This is a genomic window from Dactylosporangium sp. CS-033363, assembly GCF_050942475.1.
Lineage (GTDB): Bacteria > Actinomycetota > Actinomycetes > Mycobacteriales > Micromonosporaceae > Dactylosporangium.
The window spans coordinates 8,055,878-8,073,958 of record NZ_CP192032.1 but is presented as its reverse complement, the minus strand read 5'-3'; the positions used below and the strand labels follow the sequence as shown (position 1 = coordinate 8,073,958).

Here is an 18,081-nt window from a genome sequence, read left to right as displayed (position 1 = left end):
TCCGTCGAGTTTCCCCGGTGTTACGCAGGACCCAGGTTGGTTACAGGCCCGTAACCGGGGAAGGGCCCGAGCATGTGTGGAATCGTCGGTTGGGTTGATTTCGGTCGTGACCTTCGCCGCGAGCGCGCGGCGTTGCGGGCCATGACCGGCCGGATGGTGCAGCGCGGGCCCGACGCGGAGGGCGTGTGGGTCCGCGAGCACGTCGCCTTCGGCCACCGCCGCCTCGCCGTCATCGACCTGCTCACCGGCGACCAGCCGATGACGGTCGAGCACGACGGGCGGGAGGTCGCCACCATCACGTACAGCGGGGAGCTGTACAACTACCTCGAGCTGCGCGACGAACTGCGCGGCCGCGGCCACGTCTTCAAGACGGACAGCGACACCGAGGTGATGCTGCACGCCTACCTCGAGTGGGGCGAGGACTTCGTCGACCGGCTCAACGGCATGTACGCGTTCGGCGTCTGGGACGTCCGCCGCGAGCAGCTGGTCCTGGTCCGCGACCGGATGGGGGTCAAGCCGCTGTTCTACTACACCGGCGTCCCCGGCACGGTCCTGTTCGCCTCCGAGCCCAAGGCCGTGTTCGCGCACCCGCTCGCCGAGGCGGTCGTGGACACCGGCGGCCTGCGCGAGCTGCTCGCCTTCGTCAAGACCCCCGGGCACGCGATCTACCGCGACCTGCATGAGGTGGTACCCGGATCCCTCGTGCGGGTCGACGCGGAGGGGGTGCACCACCGGCAGTACTGGCGGCCCTCCTACGAGGAGCACCGCGACGACCTGGACACCACCGTCGCCACCGTCCGCGGGCTGCTGGACGACATCGTGGCCCGGCAGACGATCGCCGACGTGCCGATGTGCGCCCTGCTCTCCGGCGGCCTCGACTCCTCCGCCATCACCGCGCTCGCCCAGTCCGCGCTGAGCGGCCGCGGCGAGGGCCCGCTGCGCTCGTTCGCGGTCGACTTCGTGGGCCAGACCGAGCACTTCCGCCCCGACCCGATGCGGGCCACCCCGGACACCCCGTTCGTCCACGACGTGGTCAAGCACCTGTCGGTCGACCACGAGGACATCGTGCTGGACGCGGCGACCCTCATGGACCCGCTGAGCCGCTCGGCCGTGGTGACCGCGATGGACCAGCCGACGTTCGGCGGCGACCTGTACACGTCGCTGTACCTGCTCTTCCGCTCGGTCCGGGAGCACTCCACGGTGGCCCTGTCCGGCGAGGCGGCCGACGAGGTCTTCGGCGGGTACGCGTGGTTCCACCAGCCCGCCGTGATCGAGCAGGCCAACTTCCCGTGGCTGGCCGCGCTCGCCCCGGAGGACATCCCCGGCAACGACCTGGCGGGCGACCTGAGCGGCGGCGCCCTGGACCGGGACGTGCACGACTCGCTGCGCATGCTGGAGTACCGCGACGCCGCCTACCGCGCCGCCATCGCCGAGGTCGACCACGGCGACGACCCGGACCCGCGCAACCGCCGCATGCGCGAGATCTCCTACCTGCACCTGACCCGCTTCGTGCAGATCCTGCTGGACCGCAAGGACCGCATGAGCATGGCCCACGGCCTGGAGGTGCGCGTGCCTTTCTGCGACCACCGGCTCGTGCAGTACGTCTACAACACCCCCTGGTCGATGAAGACCTTCGACGGCCGCGAGAAGAGCCTCCTGCGCGCCGCGGCGTCGGACGCGCTGCCGGCCTCGGTCCTGGCCCGCGTCAAGAGCCCGTACCCGCAGACCCAGGACGAGCGGTACGAGCGCGCCCTGCGCGAGGCCCTGCTCACCGCGACCATGGACTCCCCGGCCGCCGACCTGCTGGACCCGGCCAAGGTGGCGGCGCTGGCCTCGGCCCCGTACGAGCACGACGGCTTCGCCCCGGTCCGCCGCCAGATCGAGCAGTGCCTGGCCCTCGACCTCTGGCTCCGCCACAACCCGGTGCGCCTGGAGCTCTAGCTGTTGCTCTAGCGGATCCGTCCGAAGATGGGGTGCGGGCTCACCTGCACCCGCGGGGCGGCCGGGCCGCCGAACCAGGGGGCCGAGCGGATCTCGCGCATCGCGGCGCGGCGGCGGGGCGTGTCCATGCGGTCGATGAAGAGGACGCCGTCGAGGTGGTCGGTCTCGTGCTGCAGGCAGCGCGCCAGCTCCCCGGTGCCGACCACCTGCAGCGGGTCGCCGCGGTCGGACCAGCCCTTGGCCACCACGTGCTGGCGGCGGACGGTGTCGAAGTACAGGCCCGGCATCGACAGGCAGCCCTCGGGGCCGTCCTGCTCCTCGGCGTCGGGGAAGTCCAGGACCGGGTTCACGAGGTGGCCGTGCACGCCGTCGACGTGGAAGACGAAGGCCCGTACGGCCACGCCGATCTGGTTGGCGGCCAGGCCCGAGCCGCGCTCCGACTCCAGGGTGTCGAACAGGTCGCGCACGAGGCGGCGCAGTTCGGCGTCGAACGTGTGCACCTCGTCGGTCGCGGTGGTGAGGACCGGATCGCCGAACATCCTGACCGGAACCACGCTCATGGCACGCCCCTTTGCATCGTCCTTTGCAAAGCAGCATACTTGGCACCATGGTGGACGAACACCCCGTGCGCGCCGCGCTCGTCGAACTGCTCAAGCAGCGCGGCACCGTGACCTCCACGGAGGCGGCCCGTGAGCTGGGCGGCAGCTCGGGCCTCTACTCGTTCCACCTCCGGCAGCTGGCCCGGGCCGGCACCGTCGAGGAGGTGCCCGCGGAGGGACGCGCGAAGCCGTGGCGGCTACGCCAAGAGGAGGCTTTGCAAAGCGACCTCAACCGCGGGCTCGAGGACGAGAGCTACCAGCACTGGCTCGCCGTGCGCGACCGGGCCCCGCGGCGGTGGCGGCGCGACCAGGCCTTCAGCGAGGTCGTGTACCTCACCCCGCAGGAGCTGGCCGAGCTCGGCAACGCCGTCCGCGCGCTCATCGCCGGCTACGGCGGCCGCCCCGGACCCGATCGCGGCCCGGTGGCGGCCGTCGCGCGCTTCTTCCCCCTCCTCGACTAGGCGACCACGCGGCGGGTCCACTGCTGGTTGGTACCCCCGTTGCACGCCCACTGCAGCCCGCCCGCCCCGTCGGCCGTCGAGGCGTCGGCCACGTCCAGGCACTTGCCGCTGTGCCGGGCCACGAACCGGACGTAGCCCGAGCCCGCGCTCTGCACCTGCCACTGCTGGTTCGTGCCGCCGCCGCACGTCCACTGGATCACCGTCGCGCCGTCGGCGGTCGAGGCGCCGTTGACGTCCAGGCACTTGCCGCTGTGCCGCGCGACCAGCCGCACGTAGCCGGTGCCCAGGTCCTGCACCGTGAAGCGCTGGTTCAGCCCGCTGCCGCAGGTGTACTGCAACGACCGCGCCCCGTCCGCCGCCGACCCCGAGCTGACGTCGAGGCACTTGCCGCTGTGCCGTGCAACAAGCTGCTCCGCCGGGCCGGCTGTTGCTGAAACTGTGCCGGCGGCGGCGTCGATGCTCAGCTGCGGCGCCCAGCTCAGCGCCATCGACGTGCTGGTCGGGAACGACAGCGCCAGCCACACGTACTGCGAGTCGTTGACCGGCCCGCCCCACGCCCCCGCCCAGCGGTCGCCCAGGTAGAGGTACGACCCGCCGACCGGCAGCACGTATGCCGTCTGCGAGCCGAAGGCCGTGTTGTCCCCGACGTTGGCCAGGCTGCTCCATGTTCCGGTAACACTTGTCGCGGTCCCGTACTGCTGCTGGTTCGGTCCCCAGCCGGTGGCGGCCGAGGTCAGCAGGAAGTACACCCCGTTGCGCTTGAACATCGCCGGCGCCTCGCGCGACGAGCCCGGCCAGAGCCGCTGCACCCGGGTGCTCACGTTCAGGTAGTCGCTCGTGAGCCGGTAGACGTGCAGGTCCGCGTTCTCGTTCGCCGCCGAGATCATGTACGCCGAGCCGTCGTCGTCCTGGAACAGCGTGATGTCGCGGGACATGTAACTCAGCGGCCGGAAACTGCCGCGATACGTGTAACTTCCATCAACCGTGGACGAGGTGGCGACCGCGGCCCGCGCCTCGCCGTAGTCGCTGCCGTTCTCCTTGTGCATCCACATGACGAACTGGCCCGTCGAACTGTTGTAGATCACCTTGGGCCGCTCGATCTTCGCCGAGCCCAGTTCCGCCGCCGACGACTGGGTCAGCGCGTGGTTGCGGAACTCCCAGGTGCGCAGGTCCGTGGAGCGGTACACGTCGACGTACCGGAAGGTGTCGTTGGCGTTGCGGTTCTCGCCGAACCAGTACCAGTAGCCGCCGGCCTTGATCACCCCGCCGCCGTGCGCGTGCAGCAGGTTGCCCGCCGTGTCGCGCAGCTGCACTCCACTTTGGACGGTGACGGCCGCGGCGTGGGCCGGGCTCGCCGCCCAGAAGAACGTGCCGAGGACGGCCAAGACCATGATGTACTTCAATGTCTTCATGCTCACATAGGAGCACACCCGACCGCTTCAGTGGGACTCGCGCGGGACCTGATCTCCGCTGGCGCCGAGCAGGAAGTCGAGGTCGGCCCCGGTGTCGGCCTGGCGGACGGTGTCGACGTACAGGCGCTCCCAGCCCCGCGCCGGGCGGGCCAGCGCGGCCAGGAACGCCGCCGACGGCTCCCGCGCGTCCAGGTCGGCCTCGGCGTGCAGCGTGCGGGCGGCCACGTCCAGCGCGATCATGTCGCCGGTGCGCACCCGCGCCAGGGGACCGCCGGCGGCCGCCTCGGGGGCGGCATGCAGGACGACCGTGCCGTACGCGGTGCCGCTCATCCGCCCGTCGCAGATCCGCACCATGTCGCGGACGCCCTGGTTGAGCAGCTTGGCCGGGATGGGCGTGTTGGCGACCTCGGGCATGCCGGGGTACCCCTTCGGCCCGCACCCCCGCAGCACGAGCACCGAGTCGGCGGTGACGTCCAGCGCGGGATCGTCGAGCCGGGCCCGCAGATCCTCGACCGAGTCGAACACGACCGCCGGGCCGCGGTGCCGCAGCAGGTGCGGGGAGGCGGCGGCCGGCTTGATGACCGCGCCGTCCGGGGCCAGGTTGCCGCGCAGCACGGCGATCCCGGCGTGCGGCTGCAGCGGCTCGGCGCGCGGGCGGATCACCTGCGCGTCCCAGATCCGCGCGCCGGCCAGGTGCTCGACCAGTGGCCGCCCGGTCACGGTGGACGCGTCCGGGTCCAAAAGATCCAGAACCTCCGCCAGTACCGCATGCAGCCCGCCCGCCCGGTGGAAGTCCTCCATCAGGAAGCGCCCGGCCGGCTGGAGGTCGACCAGCAGCGGCACCCCGGCCCCGGCGCGGTCGAAGTCGTCCAGCGTCAGCTCGATCCCGGCCCGCCCGGCGATGGCGAGCAGGTGCACGACGGCGTTGGTCGACCCGCCGAGGGCGGCCAGGGCCACGATCGCGTTCAAGAACGAGCCCCGCGTCAGTACCGCACTGGGCCGCCGTTCCCGGTTCGCCAGCTCCACGGCCAGGACGCCGGTGGCGTGCGACGCCGCGAGCAGGCGGCTGTCCGGGGCCGGGGTGCCGGCGACGCCCGGCAGCGTCATCCCGAGGACCTCCGCGAGCAGGCCCATCGTGGAGGCGGTACCCATCGTGTTGCAGTGCCCCCGGCTGCGGATCATCGACGACTCGGAGTCCAGGAACGCGCGCTCGGACAGCGTGCCCGCGCGCACCTCCTCCGACAGCTTCCACACGTCGGTGCCGCAGCCGAGCGGGACGCCGCGGAACGTGCCGGTGAGCATCGGCCCGCCCGGCACCACCACGGCCGGCAGGTCGACCGAGCACGCGGCCATGAGCAGCGCCGGGATGGTCTTGTCGCAGCCGCCGAGCAGCACCACCCCGTCGATCGGGTTGGCCCGCAGCATCTCCTCGGTGGCCATCGCGGCCATGTTGCGCCAGAGCATCGCGGTCGGGCGCACCTGCGTCTCGCCCAGCGACACGACGGGCAGGTCGAGCGGGATGCCCCCGGCCTCGTACACCCCGTTGGCCACGCTGCGCGCGACCTCGTCGAGGTGCGCGTTGCAGGGGGTCAGGTCGCTGGCCGTGTTGGCGATCGCGATGTGCGGCCGCCCGTCGAACGCGCCGGCGGGCAGGCCGCGGCGCATCCAGGCGCGGTGGATGTACGCGTTGCGATCGTCCCCGCCGTACCACTGCGCGCTGCGTCGCCCGGGCATGCATCGAGGGTAGTACTGTTCCGGGGTATGCGGTTCACCGCGCGCCCCGCCACCGACGCCGCCTTCGCGCTGGGCGAGGGCCCGGTGTGGGACGAGGCGCGGTCCCGCCTGCTCTGGGTGGACATCCTCGCCAACACGGTCCACGAGGGATCCCTTGGCGTCGACGGTACCGTCCATGCCCGCCGATCCTGGACCTTCGCCGACACCGTCGGGGCGGTCGCCTTCGCCGGCGACGGCACACTGCTGGTCGCCGAGCGGCACACCCTGACCCGGGTCGGTCTGGACGACACGAGGACCCACGTGGCCCGGGTTCTGCCGGAGGACCGCGCGAGCCGCCTGAACGACGGCGCCGTGGACCCCGCGGGCCGGTTCCTGGTCGGCAGCCTGGCCCAGGACGACCGGCGCGGCGAGGAGGTCCTGGTCCGTTTGGAGGACTCGGGCGTGACGGTCCTGGACGCCGACCTGGACCTGTCCAACGGCCTGGCCTGGAGCCCGGCGGGCGACCGCTTCTACAGCGTCGACACCCTCCCCGGCCTGGTCCGCGTCCGCGACTACGACCCGGCCACCGGCGCCGTGGGCGAGCGCCGCGACCTGCTCACCATCGCCGACGGCCACCCCGACGGCATGTGCACCGACGCCGAGGGCAACCTGTGGATCGCCGTCTGGGGCGGCGCCCGGGTCGAGTGCCGCTCGCCTGCGGGCGCCCTGCTCGCCACGGTGGACGTACCGGCCCTGAACACCTCGAGCTGCACGTTCGCCGGCGACCTCCTCGTGATCACCACCGCCGCCCGCGGCATGCCCCGCGAGCGCCGCCCCGAGTTCCCGGACGCCGGCCGCATCTTCACCGCCCGCGTGGGCGTGCACGGCCTGCCGACCCCGTCCTGGGTTCCGCCGGCGTGCGCGCCCTAGTCTTCGCCGGCCCGAGCCGGGCCGAGGTCCACGAGGTGCCGGACCCCGTCGCGCGCCCCGGCGAGGTGGTCGTCGCGGTGGAACGGGCGGGCTTGTGCGGTACCGACGTGGAGCTCTTCGCAGGTGACCTGAGCTACCTGCAGACGGGCCTCACCCGCTATCCGCTCCGCCCCGGCCACGAGTGGTGCGGCGTCGTGACCGCGGCAGGCTCGGAGGCCGAGTCCGCCTGGCTGGGCCGCCGCGTCACCGGCGACACGATGATCGGCTGCGGCGCGTGCCACCGCTGCCGCGCCGGCCGCCACCACGTCTGCGCCGACCGCAACGAGGTCGGCATCCGCGGCGCGATCCCGGGCGCCCTGGCCGAGCGCCTGGCCGTCCCCGCCCACACCCTGCACGCCCTGCCCGACGCCCTGGACCCGGTCGCCGGCGCCCTGGTCGAACCGGGCGGCAACGCCCTTCGCAGCGTCCGCGCCGCGGCCCTGACTCCGGGCGAACGCCTGCTGATCCTGGGCACCGGCACGATCGGCCTGCTGGCCGCCCTGTTCGCCAGAGCCCAGGGCCTGGACGTCCACCTGCGCGGCCGCGACCCGGCCCAGCTTGCCCTTGCGCGCGACCTCGGCTTCCCCGAGGCGACCGACGGCCCGTGGGACGCGGTGATCGACGCCACGAACGACCGGACCTCCCCGTCGCTGGCCCTGGACCTGGTGGAACCGGGCCGCCGCATCGTCTACATCGGACTGTCGGGCGTCCCGAGCACCATCGACACCCGCGAGCTGGTACTGAAGGACGTGACCGCGGTCGGCATCCTGGGCGCCTCGGCGGGGCTGCCGGGCGCCATCGCCGCGTACGCCGACGGCTCGGTCGACCCCCGCCCCCTGGTCGGCGCCACGATCACCCTGGACGAGGTCGCCGCCGCCCTGGCCGGCAACCGCCCCGCGACCGCCGGCCCCGGCCCGAAGCTCCTGGTCGACCCGGCGGCCTTGCTCGCCTTCCAGCAACGTTAGGCGTCTCCGCAGACGAGTCAGGACTTCGCGCCGCAGCTTTCCGGCGTGGCGCTGGGCCAGTCCCCAGTCGCAATGCCACGTAGCTTAGTTTGATCTTGTGGTGAGTGGGTGGTGGCGGATGGTTGGGGGTTTGTCGTGGCGGGTGCTGGCTGGTTCGCCGGGTTGTTTGAGGCGGTAGTGGCAGTGCCGGACGCGTTTGATGGCGCGGGGGCAGGTGCGTTCGCGTCGTGGCGGGATGCGGTGGGTGGTGATGTGGTGGAGGTGGTCGGGGAGTTGCTCAGTCCAGTGGTGAGGGGGGAATAGCGGCTGTTCCGGTGGCGGTGCGGCGGATCAGGCGGAGGGTTTTGGTGAAGGAGATCTGGTCGGGGTCGAGGTCGGCGGCGGCGGAGGCTTGGGTGATCAGGGCGGTGACGGCGTGGTGGACGATGAGGTAGGCCCAGATTTCCTGGTGGACGAGGTCGGGTAGCCGGGAACGCAGGACTTGGCCGGGGCCGCGGAGGTGGGTTTTGAGCTGGTCATGGCTGGTTTCTTGTTCCCAGCGCTGGTGGTAGGCGGCGGCGAGTTCGTCGGCGCGGGCGTCGGCGGGGTTCAGGATGGTGGTGGTCAGGGCGATGAGTTCGTGGTGGCCGTCGCCGGCGCGGTCGGGGATGTCGTACTCGATGACGCGGACGAGATGCGCGATCGGTTCGCCGTGGCGGTCGAACGCCTCGGGGATGTGATCGAGGTTGTCCAGGTGGGTGCCGGCGCGGGCGGCGGCCAGCAGCCGGTCCCGGCGTGGGATGAACCGGATCTCGGGTTTGATCAGGATGCTGAGGTAGGTGCCGTCGGGCAGGATCTTGATCACGGGCAGGTGCAGGTTCGTCGGGGCCCGCCACAGCAGCGCCGCGCCGGTGGCCTGCGCCGTCTGCCAGCCGCGCCAGGAGTAGAAACCCCGGTCGGCGGTCAGCAGTTCATCGCCGTGCAGCTGTGGGTAGAGCGTGGCGGCGAGGGTTTTCTCGCCGCTGGTGTGGGTGCCGACCGCGGCGGCGACGAACGCGTGGGTGCCGCACTCGGCGAGGGCCACGACCCGGGCTTTGGGGAACGACGACTGTTTCTCACCACTGCCGGCATAGCCGAACTCCGCCACGTTCGCGGGTGTGTCAGGCACGTCGATCTCGAACCCGTCGATCGCCAGGAGCCGCCACGAGCGCAGGAACGAACCCCGTGCCGCGCCCAGCGCCGCCGCGGCCGCCGCCGGACCGGCCCGCCCGGCGACCGGCCCGCAGGTGCCGCGGAACAGTTCGGCGAACAGTTCACGACCCAGCCGTTTCCGGGCCTGCGTGATCGCCGACGAGGTCGGCACGCTCCAGCCCGCGTCCCAGACCCCGAACCGGTCCAGCGACCCTGTCACCTTCGCGGCGACCTCCTCATAGTCATCGTCAGGGAACAACGCCAACGCAAGCGTCAGATACGCCGTCACATGCGCCGGCAGCTTGCCATCCGAACGCCGCTCCCGCACACCGCACACCGCCACCGCGTCATCCACCGCATCCCGCGGCACCTGCGAGATCAGCACACCCAGCGTGACCTGATCAGGACGCACCACCGGCCGATCCACCACCACCGAGGTCATGACCCGCGATCCAAACCGGAACCGCCATCGATGTCACCACACCACGCCGAGCACCCAACAAGATCAACTTAAGCTACGTGGCATTGTCCCCAGTCGCGGTGCCGCTTATGTTCTTTCCGGAATGCTTCGTTGGCGGGAGAGTAATTCCGGCGTCTGGTCGTGTCGCGCATGGCTTGCAATTCGGCCCGGCCGAACAATGACATCTGTCCCACGTGGTAATTGTCGCACCTGGGTCTTTTTACGCCGAATTTCGTGGTCTCGGAATTGCAGATGGCGCGATTTCTCGCCGGGGTTTTCAAAGCGTCCGCCGGACCGATGGGCACCACATATATGCCCTCGGCCGATGGTCCCCGGCCGCTAGGCGACCGGAATGTATTAGCGTGGTCCCGGTGACGACTTTGGTCGCCGTTCGGTGGTCCAGACCGTAATTCAGGAGCCGGACCCGCGGTGGTCGACGTTCGGTGGTCCAGGAGAGAAATTGCGAAAAAAGACGGATTCCTGGGTTGTACCACCGAATGACGACCACGACGGACCCGGCATTCCCCAACGGTCTGGACCACCGAACCTGGACCAGAGTCGAACCGGGACCACGCTAACCCTGTGGGCCGCCGCCAGGCGGCCCGAACCATCGGCCGAGGGCACATATGTGGTGACCATCGGGCCGGTGGAAAGCGTCAAGCCGCAGAGATCACGTCCAGGAACGCGAGCGCGAGGGCCATGTGACCCTCGATGCCCGGATGGACCCGGTCCGGCGCCCACTCGGCGGCCGGGCGCGACACCAGCAACTCGTCGAACACGGCCTGCGTGTCCACCAGCAGCGCCCCGTGGTCGGAGGCGACCTTCCGGACCACCCCCGCGTACTGGTCGCTCATCGCCCGCTGCGGATCCGTCAGCGAGGGCTCGATGAAATAGGGCGTAGCCAGGATCAGGTGGCACCCCGTCGTCTCCACCGCCTCGGTCAGCAAAGAGCGGAGCGTCGACTCGAACTCCGGCAGCGGCACGTGGTCATACGCGCGGTCGCCGAAGTACCGCCACACGTCGTTGATGCCGATGAACACCGCCAGCCAGTCCGGGCGTTCGGCCAGCGCGTCGCGTTCCCAGCGCTCGCGCAAGTGGCGCACAGTGTTGCCCGAGATGCCGCGGTTCAGCCAGGTCAGCGCGACATCGGGGTGGCGGGCCGTGACCAGGGCCCGCAGCAAGTTGAAATACCCGTCGCCGAAAGGGGCGGCCGGGCCCTGGCGGCCACAGTCCGTGATGCTGTCGCCGATGAACAGGACCCGGTCGCCGCTGTCGAAGATCATTGAGTCGGGGCCCAGGGCAGCGGGTCGCCCGCGTACTTCGCGGCGCGGACGTCGCCCGAGCGGGCGTGGCCCTCGAAGAGTTCGACGCGGGCGGCCCGGCCGCACAGGCGGCCCAGTTCGACGCTCGACTCCTGGGACGTGACCTCCTGGTACGTGACGGTCTTGAGGTACTTGCCGACCCAGAGGCCGCCCGTGTACCTCGCCGCGCCGCGCGTCGGGAGGGTGTGGTTGGTGCCGATGACCTTGTCGCCGTACGAGACGCAGGTTCCCTCGCCCAGGAACAGGGCGCCGTAGTTCTGCATCAGGTCCAGGGCCCGGCGGGGGTCGGCGGTCAGGACCTGGACGTGTTCCGAGGCGAAGCCGTCGGCCACCGCGAAGGCCTCCTCCGTCGTGCCGGTCACGATGATCTGGCCGTGATCGCGCCAGGCCGGGCCGGCGTAGTCGTTCGTCGGCATGCCGGGCAGCAGGGCCTCGACGTGGGCCAGGGCCTCGCGGGCGACCCGCTCGTCGGAGCAGACCAGGATCGCGGGGGAGTCCGGGCCGTGCTCGGCCTGGCTGAGCAGGTCCACCGCGACGATGAACGGGTCCGCGGTGTCGTCGGCGACGATCAGGATCTCGGTCGGGCCGGCGAACAGGTCGATGCCGACGCGGCCGAAGAGCTGGCGCTTGGCCTCGGCCACGTACGCGTTGCCGGGGCCGGCCAGCAGGTCGACCTTGGCGATCGTCCGGGTGCCGATCGACAGGGCGGCGACCGCCTGGACGCCGCCCAGCAGATAGATCTCGTCGGCGCCGGCCAGGTGCATGGCGGCCACCGTGGCCGCCGGGATCTCGCCGCGGATCGGTGGGGTGCAGGCGGCCACCCGCGGGACGCCCGCCACCTTGGCCGTCACGACCGTCATGTGGGCCGAGGCGACCAGGGGGTAGCGGCCGCCGGGGACGTAGGCGCCGGCGGCGGACACCGGGATCGACTTCTGCCCGAGGTACACCCCGGGCAGTGTTTCGACCTCGAAGTCCCGCAGGGATTCCAGCTGCCGCCGGGCGAAGTCGCCGACGTTGCGCTGGACGGTCCGGATGTCGTCGATGACCTGGCGGTCGACGCCGGCGACGATGCGCTCGATGTCCTCGGGGGAGAGGCGGAAGCTCGGCGGCGACCAGTGGTCGAACTTCTCGGAGTAGTCGCGCACGGCGTCGTCGCCGCGGGCCTCGATGTCGGCGATGACCGAGGCGACGATCTCGGCGACGTCCACGGAAGCCGCCGGAGTGCCCGAGGGAGCCTTCAGAACAGCCATCATCCCTCCAGCAGAGGGCGCAGCGAGATCAGGACCTCGCGGGCGGCCTCCAGGGTCAGGTCGATCTCCGCCGCGGTGTGCGAGCCGCTGACGTGGTTGCGCTTGAGCGCCATCGGCAGCATGAGGAAGCCGCGCTCCGTCATGCCGCGGTGGAACGCCACGTACGCCTTGTCGTTGTTGCGCATGAGGTCGCGGTAACCCAGGACGGGGGCCTTGGCGAAGTACACCGCGAAGACGCCGCCGAAGCCGGCCACGGTGGCCTCGATGCCGAGCTCGGCGGTGAGGGCGGCGAGGCCCTCGCGCATGCGGGCGCCGAGCTCGTGGGTGCGGGTGTAGAAGCCGGGGTTGGCCTGCAGGTAGTCGATGGTGGCCAGGGCGGCCGCGCAGGCGAGCGGGTTGCCGTTGAAGGTGCCGGCCATGAGCACGTCGCCGGTGCGGCCGTTGAAGCGCTCCATGAGGTCCCGGCGGCCGGCGACGCCGCCGATCGGGTAGCCGTTGGCCATGCCCTTGCCGAACGTGGTGAGGTCCGGCGTGACCCCGACGACCTGCTGGTAGCCGCCCAGGGCGTGCCGGAAGCCGGTGATGACCTCGTCGAAGATGAGCAGGGCGCCCCGGTCGCGGGTCAGCGTGCGCAGGCCCTCGACGAACTCCTGGGTGGGCAGGAGCGCGCCGACGTTGTGCGGGATCGGCTCGAGGATGACCGCGGCGACCCGGTCCTGGTGCTCGTCGAAGAGGGCGGCGACGGAGTCGAGGTCGTTGAACTCGGCGATGAGGGTCGCGTCGATCGCCTGGGCCAGGATGCCCCGGGAGAGCGGGTCGCGGCCGTAGGCCTTGTCCGGCGCCGAGATGACGTTGCGGGCGACGGCGTCGTGCCAGCCGTGGAAGCCGCCCTGGAACTTGATGATGAGGTCGCGCTCGGTGACCGCCCGGGCCAGGCGGATCGCCTGCGCGGTGGCCTCCGAGCCGCTCATGGTGGCGATCATCGACTCGGCGGACGGGATGATGTCGGCGATCCGCTCCGCGAGCGCCACCTCACCCTCGGTCACGCCGAGGCCGACGAGGTCGACGCCGCCGAGGGCGTTCCGGACGGCGTCGTTGACGACCGGGTGGTTGTGGCCGAGGAGGATCGCGCCGAAGGCGGCGTGGTAGTCGAGGTACCGCCGGCCGTCGGCGTCGGTCACGTAGGCGCCGTCGGCCGCGGCGAAGGCGTAGGGCTCGCCGATGTAGCGGGTGGAGGAGTTGACGCCGCCGGGGATGACACGGGCGGCCCGCTCCGCGATCGCCTGCCCGCGCGGGGCCTCCCGTTGATGTGCAGAGGGCATGTCCGGGACGCTAGAACACCGTGCGACAACATGGCAAGACGTTCCATGTTTGAAAAGTGGACCTTGACAGTCCTTCCGTACGACATGAAACTACGTTCCAAACGACTGTCCGAGAAGTGAAGGGGGCCAGGTGGACGAGATCGGCATCCTGCTGGTCGGGGCCGGGTTCATCGCCGACGCGCACAGTGCCGCCGTGGCCGTGACGCCCGGCGCGCGCATCGCCGGGATCGTCGACGTCGACCCCGGCCGCGCGGCCGCGTTCGCCCGGTCGCAGGGTGGCATACCGCACGCCACGGACCTCGAGGCCGCACTCGCCTGGCCGGACGTCGACGCCGCCATCGTGTGCACGCCGAACTTCACGCACGCCGGCATCGGCGCCGCGGTCGCCGGCGCGGGCAAGCACCTGCTGATCGAGAAGCCGCTGACCACCACGGTAGCCGACGCCCGGGCGCTGCAGTCCACGTTCGCCGGCCAGGGCCTGATCCTGGCGGCCGCGCACACCCACCGCGCCTACGACTACGGCCGCGCGGTGAAGGAGGCGGTGGCCGACATCGGCGACCCGTTCCTGGTCCGGCTGGCCATCCTCGGCGGCTGGATCTGGCCCGACTGGAGCGCCTGGGTCGCCGACCCGGCCAAGTCCGGCGGGCACGCCCTGCACAACGGCGTCCACCTGCTCGACCTGGCCACCTGGTGGCTGGGCGCCCGGCCGATCGCCGTGAGCGCCCGCGGGCACAAGCAGACCGCCGCCGAGCTGGGCATCTACGACTACCTGGAGATGGTGGTGGACTACGCGAACGGGGCCACCGCGGTGTGCGAGATGAGCCGGGCCCACCGGCCGGGCTCGTTCAGCCAGCGCGAGCTGTTCGTCGCCGGCACCGGCGGCTCGATCCGCCAGGACTGGGAGGGCGAGGCCGCGGTCCTCTACGCCGAGACCGGCCCCGCGCTGGTCCCGGCGGCCGGCGGCAACGGCTTCGCCCGGCAGCTGCGGGCCTGGCTGGACAGCATTGCCGGCGCGGCGCCGCTGATGCCCGTCGAGGACGCGGTGCTCGCGGTCGCGATGGGCGTGGCCGCCGAGCGCTCGATCGAGACCGGCGAGCGCGTGAGCCTGGACGAGGTGCTCGGATGATCCGCGTCAGGCTGCTCGGCGAGGCCGGCATCGGAACCCAGAACCACCAGCGCGACATGTACCGCCCAGCCTTCGACCGCCACCCCGCGTTCACGGTCGTCGAGGACGAGGACGCCGAGGTCGTCTCGGTCGCCCTGCCGCTCGCGGAGCGCGCCGGGGCCATCGAGCGCGAGATCCGGGCCGGTCGCCACGTCCTGGCCGACAAGCCCCTGGCCGCCACGGCCGAGGAGGGCGAGCGCCTCGCCGCGCTGGCCGAGGAGCGCGGGGTCGTCGTCGTGCCGGCCCACCACCAGCGCCTCGGCGGCGCCCTGCGCTCGGTGCGGGCCGCGGTCCGGGCCGGCCGGGTCGGGCTGCCGTGGAACGTGCAGTGCGACTTCATCGTGGCCGGCGGCGACCCGGCGCCCGGCGGGGAGCTGCTCAACCTCGGGCTGTACCCCATCGACATCGTCTGCGACCTGCTCGGCCTCGCGGTGACCGGGGTCCGCGCCACCGGCGGCCCGCTCGACACGCTGCAGCTCGACCACGAGCGCGGGGTCACCAGCACCATCGTGGTGGGCCGCGTGCCGGAAGTGCACGGCATCGCCCCCGGCGGCCTGCTGCTGCACCGGTACCGCATCAGTGGCTCGCACGGCGTGCTCGTCGCCGACGCCACGCGCCCGGCCCTGCAGGTGCGCACCACAACGGAAGCCAGGAACGCGTGGACCGGTCCGGGCACCGTCGACGCGCTGCTCGACGTGCTCGCCGCCGGCGTGCGCACGGGCCGTGCCGAGCTCGGCCCGCGCGATGCCGTCCGCGCGCAGCGGGTCGTCGAGGCGGCCCTTCAGTCCATCAAGGAGAGCCGGGGAGTGCAGCTCGATGCGGTTCGTTAGTTACCTGCGCGACGGAGCGGTCCGCCACGGCAGGATTGAAGGCGATCTCATCGCCGAACTGGGCGACGGAGATCTCCAGAAGCTTGTCGAGAGCGGACTGTCCACAAAGGACGTCGCTCGGAGCCGTCACCAACCAGAAGAAGTAGCATTACTGGCTCCACTGCAGCGGCCCGGCAAGCTGCTCGCCGCGGCGGCCAACTACCAGGACCACGTCACCGAGACCGGCGGCGAACCGCTCGACAAGTCCCGGCTCTCGCCCAGGCTGTTCCTCAAGCCGCCCACCTCGATCGTCGGGCCGGGCGCGGTCATTCCGCTGCCCGGCGTGAGCCACGAGGTCGACTGGGAGGCCGAGCTCGCGGTCGTCATCGGCCGCAAGGCCCGCAACGTCAGCGAAGCCGAGGCCCTGGACCACGTGGCCGGCTACATGGCGTCCAACGACGTGTCGGCGCGAAGCATGGACTACGGCTTCGAGCGCGACACCGACGACAAGGCCGTCTGGTTCTTCGACTGGCTGGCCGGCAAGTGGTGCGACGGCTTCGCCCCGCTCGGCCCCTGGCTGCTCAGCGCCGACGAGGCCGGCGACCCCCAGGCGATCCCGGTCCGCCTCGACGTCAACGGCGTCACCAAGCAGCACGGCTCGACCAAGGACATGATCTTCTCGGTCGCCGAGCTGATCGCCCATGCCTCGCGGCTCATGACCCTGGAACCCGGTGACGTGATCCTCACCGGCACCCCCTCCGGGGTCGGGGCCGCGACCGGTGAATACCTCAAGGCCGGCGACGAGATGACCGTCGACCTCGGCCCGCTGGGAACCCTCCGCAACACGGTGGCCTGAAGGCCGCGCCCAACACCTCCGAATTGCCAACCCCCCGATACCAAGAGGTGCCCATGAAACGGGTGTTCCTTGCCGGTGCGGCCGCGATGGCGTTGCTCGCCATGGCCGCCTGCACCGGCCCGAAGTCGGATACGCCGTCCTCCGCGCCGGGCAAGTCGTCGCTCAACGTGTACCTGTACCAGGAGCCCGCCGGCGTGTTCAGCCCGCTGGCCCCGCTCAACGGCGCCGACTCGCAGGTCATGTCCTTCGTCTACGAGGGCCTGCTCGCCGTCGACCCCGACTACAAGCTGCAGCCGCGGCTGGCCGAGAGCTACGACGTCTCGCCGGACGCCATGACCTTCACGTTCCACCTGCGCAAGGGCATGAAGTGGAGCGACGGGCAGCCGTTCACCTCCAAGGACGTGCTGTTCACGTACAACCTGCTGGCCAACCCGAAGACGACCAGCGCCACGGCCGGCAGCTACGCCGGGGTCGCGGGCGTCGCCGACTTCACCTCCGGCAAGGCGCAGACGATCGCCGGCTTCTCGGCCCCGGACGACGACACGTTCGTCATCAAGGCCGCCACGCCGAACTTCGGCCTGCTCGCCGTCATCGGCTACCCGTGGATCCTGCCCGAGCACATCCTGGGCAAGGACGCCCCGGACGCCGTGGCCAAGGACGAGTTCTTCCGCAAGCCGACGGTCGGGATGGGCCCGTACACGTTCGTGGAGTACAAGACCAACCAGTACGTCCACGTCACCGCGAACCCGAACTACCGCAACCCGGCGAAGATCAAGGACGTCTACCTCAAGCCGATGACGTCCGACGTCGCCACCGCCCAGCTGGGCAACGGCGGCATCGACATCGCCTCCTACTCGCCGACCGACGCGGCCACCGTGGCCGGCTTCAGCAACGTCGGCAGCCAGGAGAAGCCGGGCGCCGGGTTCGTGCGCATCGCGCTGAACCAGTCCAAGGACTACTTCAAGGACGCCCGGGTCCGCCAGGCGTTCCTCTACGCCGTGGACCGGCAGCAGATCGTCAAGACGGTGCTCATGGGCAAGGCCGAGGTGCGCCTGTCGGACTTCGCCAAGGCCAACGAGCCGTCCGGGCTCAACGACTACGCCAAGAACGTCGAGAAGGCCAAGCAGCTGCTGGCCGACGCCGGCTGGGACCCCAACCGGACCGTCAACCTGCAGTGGGTGCACGGCCAGCGCGACCGGGACGCCACGGCGACCATCGTGCAGAGCGAGCTCGCGGCGGTCGGCGTGAAGGTGAACCTGGTCAACATCCAGGCCGCCCAGATCGCCGGCACCTACAAGGACAAGTCGTACGACATGGTCCTCTACGGCGGCGGCAACTACGCCGTGGACTCCTCGGCGATCAACGTGATCACCGCGTGCGCCCAGCAGTACCCGGCCGGTGGCAACATCAACTTCTTCTGCGACCAGAAGCTCGACGGGCTGATGACGCAGGCGAACCAGACGGTGGACCAGGCCCAGCGCAAGAGCCTCTACGACCAGGCGGCCGTCGAGTCCAACGCGCAGGCCGACCTCATGTGGCTGTACAACCCGTACGGTCTGTGGGGCGTGAGCAAGAAGGTCCAGGGCTTCCGGGCCCCCGGTTCCCAGGACGCGAACTTCTGGGACCCGGCGAGCTGGAGCATCACCGCCTGATCGCATCGACGATGG

15 protein-coding genes are annotated in these 18,081 nt (G+C 71.2%); 8 read left to right on the top strand and 7 right to left on the bottom strand.

Annotation, left to right across the window (positions count from 1 at the left end; genetic code table 11):
* The first annotated feature begins 72 nt into the window (after positions 1-72).
* Positions 73-1,941 carry an asparagine synthase (glutamine-hydrolyzing) gene (asnB, locus tag ACQPZ4_RS37340; RefSeq protein WP_433046703.1) on the top strand — a complete coding sequence of 623 codons (1,869 nt, stop codon included), beginning with the start codon at positions 73-75 and terminating at the stop codon, positions 1,939-1,941.
* Positions 1,942-1,949: 8 nt separating this feature from the next.
* On the opposite strand, the gene def is transcribed toward asnB, so the two are convergent.
* Positions 1,950-2,501: a peptide deformylase gene (gene def / locus ACQPZ4_RS37335; RefSeq protein ID WP_433046700.1), complete on the bottom strand. Its 552-nt coding sequence runs from the start codon at positions 2,499-2,501 to the stop codon at positions 1,950-1,952.
* Between the two features lie 47 nt (positions 2,502-2,548).
* On the opposite strand from def, the gene ACQPZ4_RS37330 reads away from it, so the two are divergent.
* Positions 2,549-3,001 carry a winged helix-turn-helix domain-containing protein gene (locus ACQPZ4_RS37330; RefSeq protein ID WP_433046697.1) on the top strand — a complete coding sequence of 151 codons (453 nt, stop codon included), beginning with the start codon at positions 2,549-2,551 and terminating at the stop codon, positions 2,999-3,001.
* Here the strand turns inward: ACQPZ4_RS37330 and ACQPZ4_RS37325 are convergent.
* Together ACQPZ4_RS37325 and ACQPZ4_RS37320 are read right to left on the bottom strand one after the other, a co-directional pair.
* Entirely contained in the window at positions 2,998-4,413 is a 1,416-nt protein-coding gene (locus tag ACQPZ4_RS37325) for an RICIN domain-containing protein (protein WP_433046694.1), read from the bottom strand. The genes ACQPZ4_RS37330 and ACQPZ4_RS37325 overlap by 4 nt on opposite strands.
* A gap of 27 nt (positions 4,414-4,440) precedes the next feature.
* Positions 4,441-6,147, bottom strand: coding sequence for a dihydroxy-acid dehydratase (locus tag ACQPZ4_RS37320; protein WP_433046691.1), 1,707 nt, complete (start codon positions 6,145-6,147; stop codon positions 4,441-4,443).
* A gap of 27 nt (positions 6,148-6,174) precedes the next feature.
* Between ACQPZ4_RS37320 and ACQPZ4_RS37315 the strand changes: the two genes are divergently transcribed.
* Both ACQPZ4_RS37315 and ACQPZ4_RS37310 read left to right on the top strand, forming a co-directional pair.
* Positions 6,175-7,056: an SMP-30/gluconolactonase/LRE family protein gene (locus tag ACQPZ4_RS37315; RefSeq protein ID WP_433046688.1), complete on the top strand. Its 882-nt coding sequence runs from the start codon at positions 6,175-6,177 to the stop codon at positions 7,054-7,056.
* Positions 7,044-8,060 (top strand): zinc-dependent alcohol dehydrogenase, encoded by a 1,017-nt coding sequence (locus ACQPZ4_RS37310; RefSeq protein WP_433046685.1) that lies wholly within the window; start codon positions 7,044-7,046, stop codon positions 8,058-8,060. The genes ACQPZ4_RS37315 and ACQPZ4_RS37310 overlap by 13 nt, the downstream gene beginning before the upstream one ends.
* A 277-nt stretch (positions 8,061-8,337) precedes the next feature.
* Here the strand turns inward: ACQPZ4_RS37310 and ACQPZ4_RS37305 are convergent, their stop codons facing one another.
* From ACQPZ4_RS37305 to ACQPZ4_RS37290, 4 genes are all read right to left on the bottom strand, one after another.
* Complete coding sequence (locus tag ACQPZ4_RS37305) at positions 8,338-9,672, bottom strand: IS4 family transposase (protein ID WP_433046682.1); 1,335 nt, start codon at positions 9,670-9,672, stop codon at positions 8,338-8,340.
* A gap of 674 nt (positions 9,673-10,346) precedes the next feature.
* The gene (locus ACQPZ4_RS37300) at positions 10,347-10,973 is read right to left on the bottom strand and encodes an SGNH/GDSL hydrolase family protein (protein ID WP_433046679.1); all 627 of its coding nucleotides are present in this window, start codon (positions 10,971-10,973) and stop codon (positions 10,347-10,349) included.
* A complete protein-coding gene (hisD, locus tag ACQPZ4_RS37295; protein ID WP_433046676.1) occupies positions 10,970-12,265 on the bottom strand; it encodes a histidinol dehydrogenase in 1,296 nt (431 codons plus the stop codon). Before hisD ends, ACQPZ4_RS37300 begins: the two co-directional genes overlap by 4 nt.
* On the bottom strand, positions 12,262-13,584 hold the full coding sequence (locus ACQPZ4_RS37290; RefSeq protein WP_433046673.1) for an aspartate aminotransferase family protein: 1,323 nt from the start codon (positions 13,582-13,584) through the stop codon (positions 12,262-12,264). The genes hisD and ACQPZ4_RS37290 overlap by 4 nt, the downstream gene beginning before the upstream one ends.
* A 130-nt stretch (positions 13,585-13,714) precedes the next feature.
* Here ACQPZ4_RS37290 and ACQPZ4_RS37285 point away from each other — a divergent pair, with 130 nt between their 5' ends.
* From ACQPZ4_RS37285 to ACQPZ4_RS37270, 4 genes are read left to right on the top strand one after another with little or no spacing between them, the layout of a single operon-like run.
* On the top strand, positions 13,715-14,710 hold the full coding sequence (locus ACQPZ4_RS37285) for a Gfo/Idh/MocA family protein (RefSeq protein ID WP_433046670.1): 996 nt from the start codon (positions 13,715-13,717) through the stop codon (positions 14,708-14,710).
* Positions 14,707-15,579, top strand: coding sequence for a Gfo/Idh/MocA family protein (locus ACQPZ4_RS37280; protein WP_433046667.1), 873 nt, complete (start codon positions 14,707-14,709; stop codon positions 15,577-15,579). Before ACQPZ4_RS37285 ends, ACQPZ4_RS37280 begins: the two co-directional genes overlap by 4 nt.
* Positions 15,566-16,414, top strand: coding sequence for a fumarylacetoacetate hydrolase family protein (locus ACQPZ4_RS37275; RefSeq protein WP_433046664.1), 849 nt, complete (start codon positions 15,566-15,568; stop codon positions 16,412-16,414). The genes ACQPZ4_RS37280 and ACQPZ4_RS37275 overlap by 14 nt, the downstream gene beginning before the upstream one ends.
* Before the next feature lie 53 nt (positions 16,415-16,467).
* Positions 16,468-18,066 (top strand): ABC transporter substrate-binding protein, encoded by a 1,599-nt coding sequence (locus ACQPZ4_RS37270; RefSeq protein WP_433046661.1) that lies wholly within the window; start codon positions 16,468-16,470, stop codon positions 18,064-18,066.
* Positions 18,067-18,081: the final 15 nt, after the last annotated feature.

Excerpts from the sequence above, each read along its gene's own strand:
- ACQPZ4_RS37325 (WP_433046694.1), bottom strand. The coding sequence starts at position 4,413 with ATGAAGACATTGAAGTACATCATGGTCTTGGCCGTCCTCGGCACGTTC.
- def (WP_433046700.1), bottom strand. The coding sequence starts at position 2,501 with ATGAGCGTGGTTCCGGTCAGGATGTTCGGCGATCCGGTCCTCACCACC.
- ACQPZ4_RS37280 (WP_433046667.1), top strand. The coding sequence starts at position 14,707 with ATGATCCGCGTCAGGCTGCTCGGCGAGGCCGGCATCGGAACCCAGAAC.
- ACQPZ4_RS37305 (WP_433046682.1), bottom strand. The coding sequence starts at position 9,672 with ATGACCTCGGTGGTGGTGGATCGGCCGGTGGTGCGTCCTGATCAGGTC.
- ACQPZ4_RS37275 (WP_433046664.1), top strand. The coding sequence starts at position 15,566 with ATGCGGTTCGTTAGTTACCTGCGCGACGGAGCGGTCCGCCACGGCAGG.
- ACQPZ4_RS37270 (WP_433046661.1), top strand. The coding sequence starts at position 16,468 with ATGAAACGGGTGTTCCTTGCCGGTGCGGCCGCGATGGCGTTGCTCGCC.
- asnB (WP_433046703.1), top strand. The coding sequence starts at position 73 with ATGTGTGGAATCGTCGGTTGGGTTGATTTCGGTCGTGACCTTCGCCGC.
- ACQPZ4_RS37330 (WP_433046697.1), top strand. The coding sequence starts at position 2,549 with ATGGTGGACGAACACCCCGTGCGCGCCGCGCTCGTCGAACTGCTCAAG.
- ACQPZ4_RS37320 (WP_433046691.1), bottom strand. The coding sequence starts at position 6,147 with ATGCCCGGGCGACGCAGCGCGCAGTGGTACGGCGGGGACGATCGCAAC.
- ACQPZ4_RS37300 (WP_433046679.1), bottom strand. The coding sequence starts at position 10,973 with ATGATCTTCGACAGCGGCGACCGGGTCCTGTTCATCGGCGACAGCATC.
- ACQPZ4_RS37290 (WP_433046673.1), bottom strand. The coding sequence starts at position 13,584 with ATGCCCTCTGCACATCAACGGGAGGCCCCGCGCGGGCAGGCGATCGCG.
- hisD (WP_433046676.1), bottom strand. The coding sequence starts at position 12,265 with ATGATGGCTGTTCTGAAGGCTCCCTCGGGCACTCCGGCGGCTTCCGTG.
- ACQPZ4_RS37315 (WP_433046688.1), top strand. The coding sequence starts at position 6,175 with ATGCGGTTCACCGCGCGCCCCGCCACCGACGCCGCCTTCGCGCTGGGC.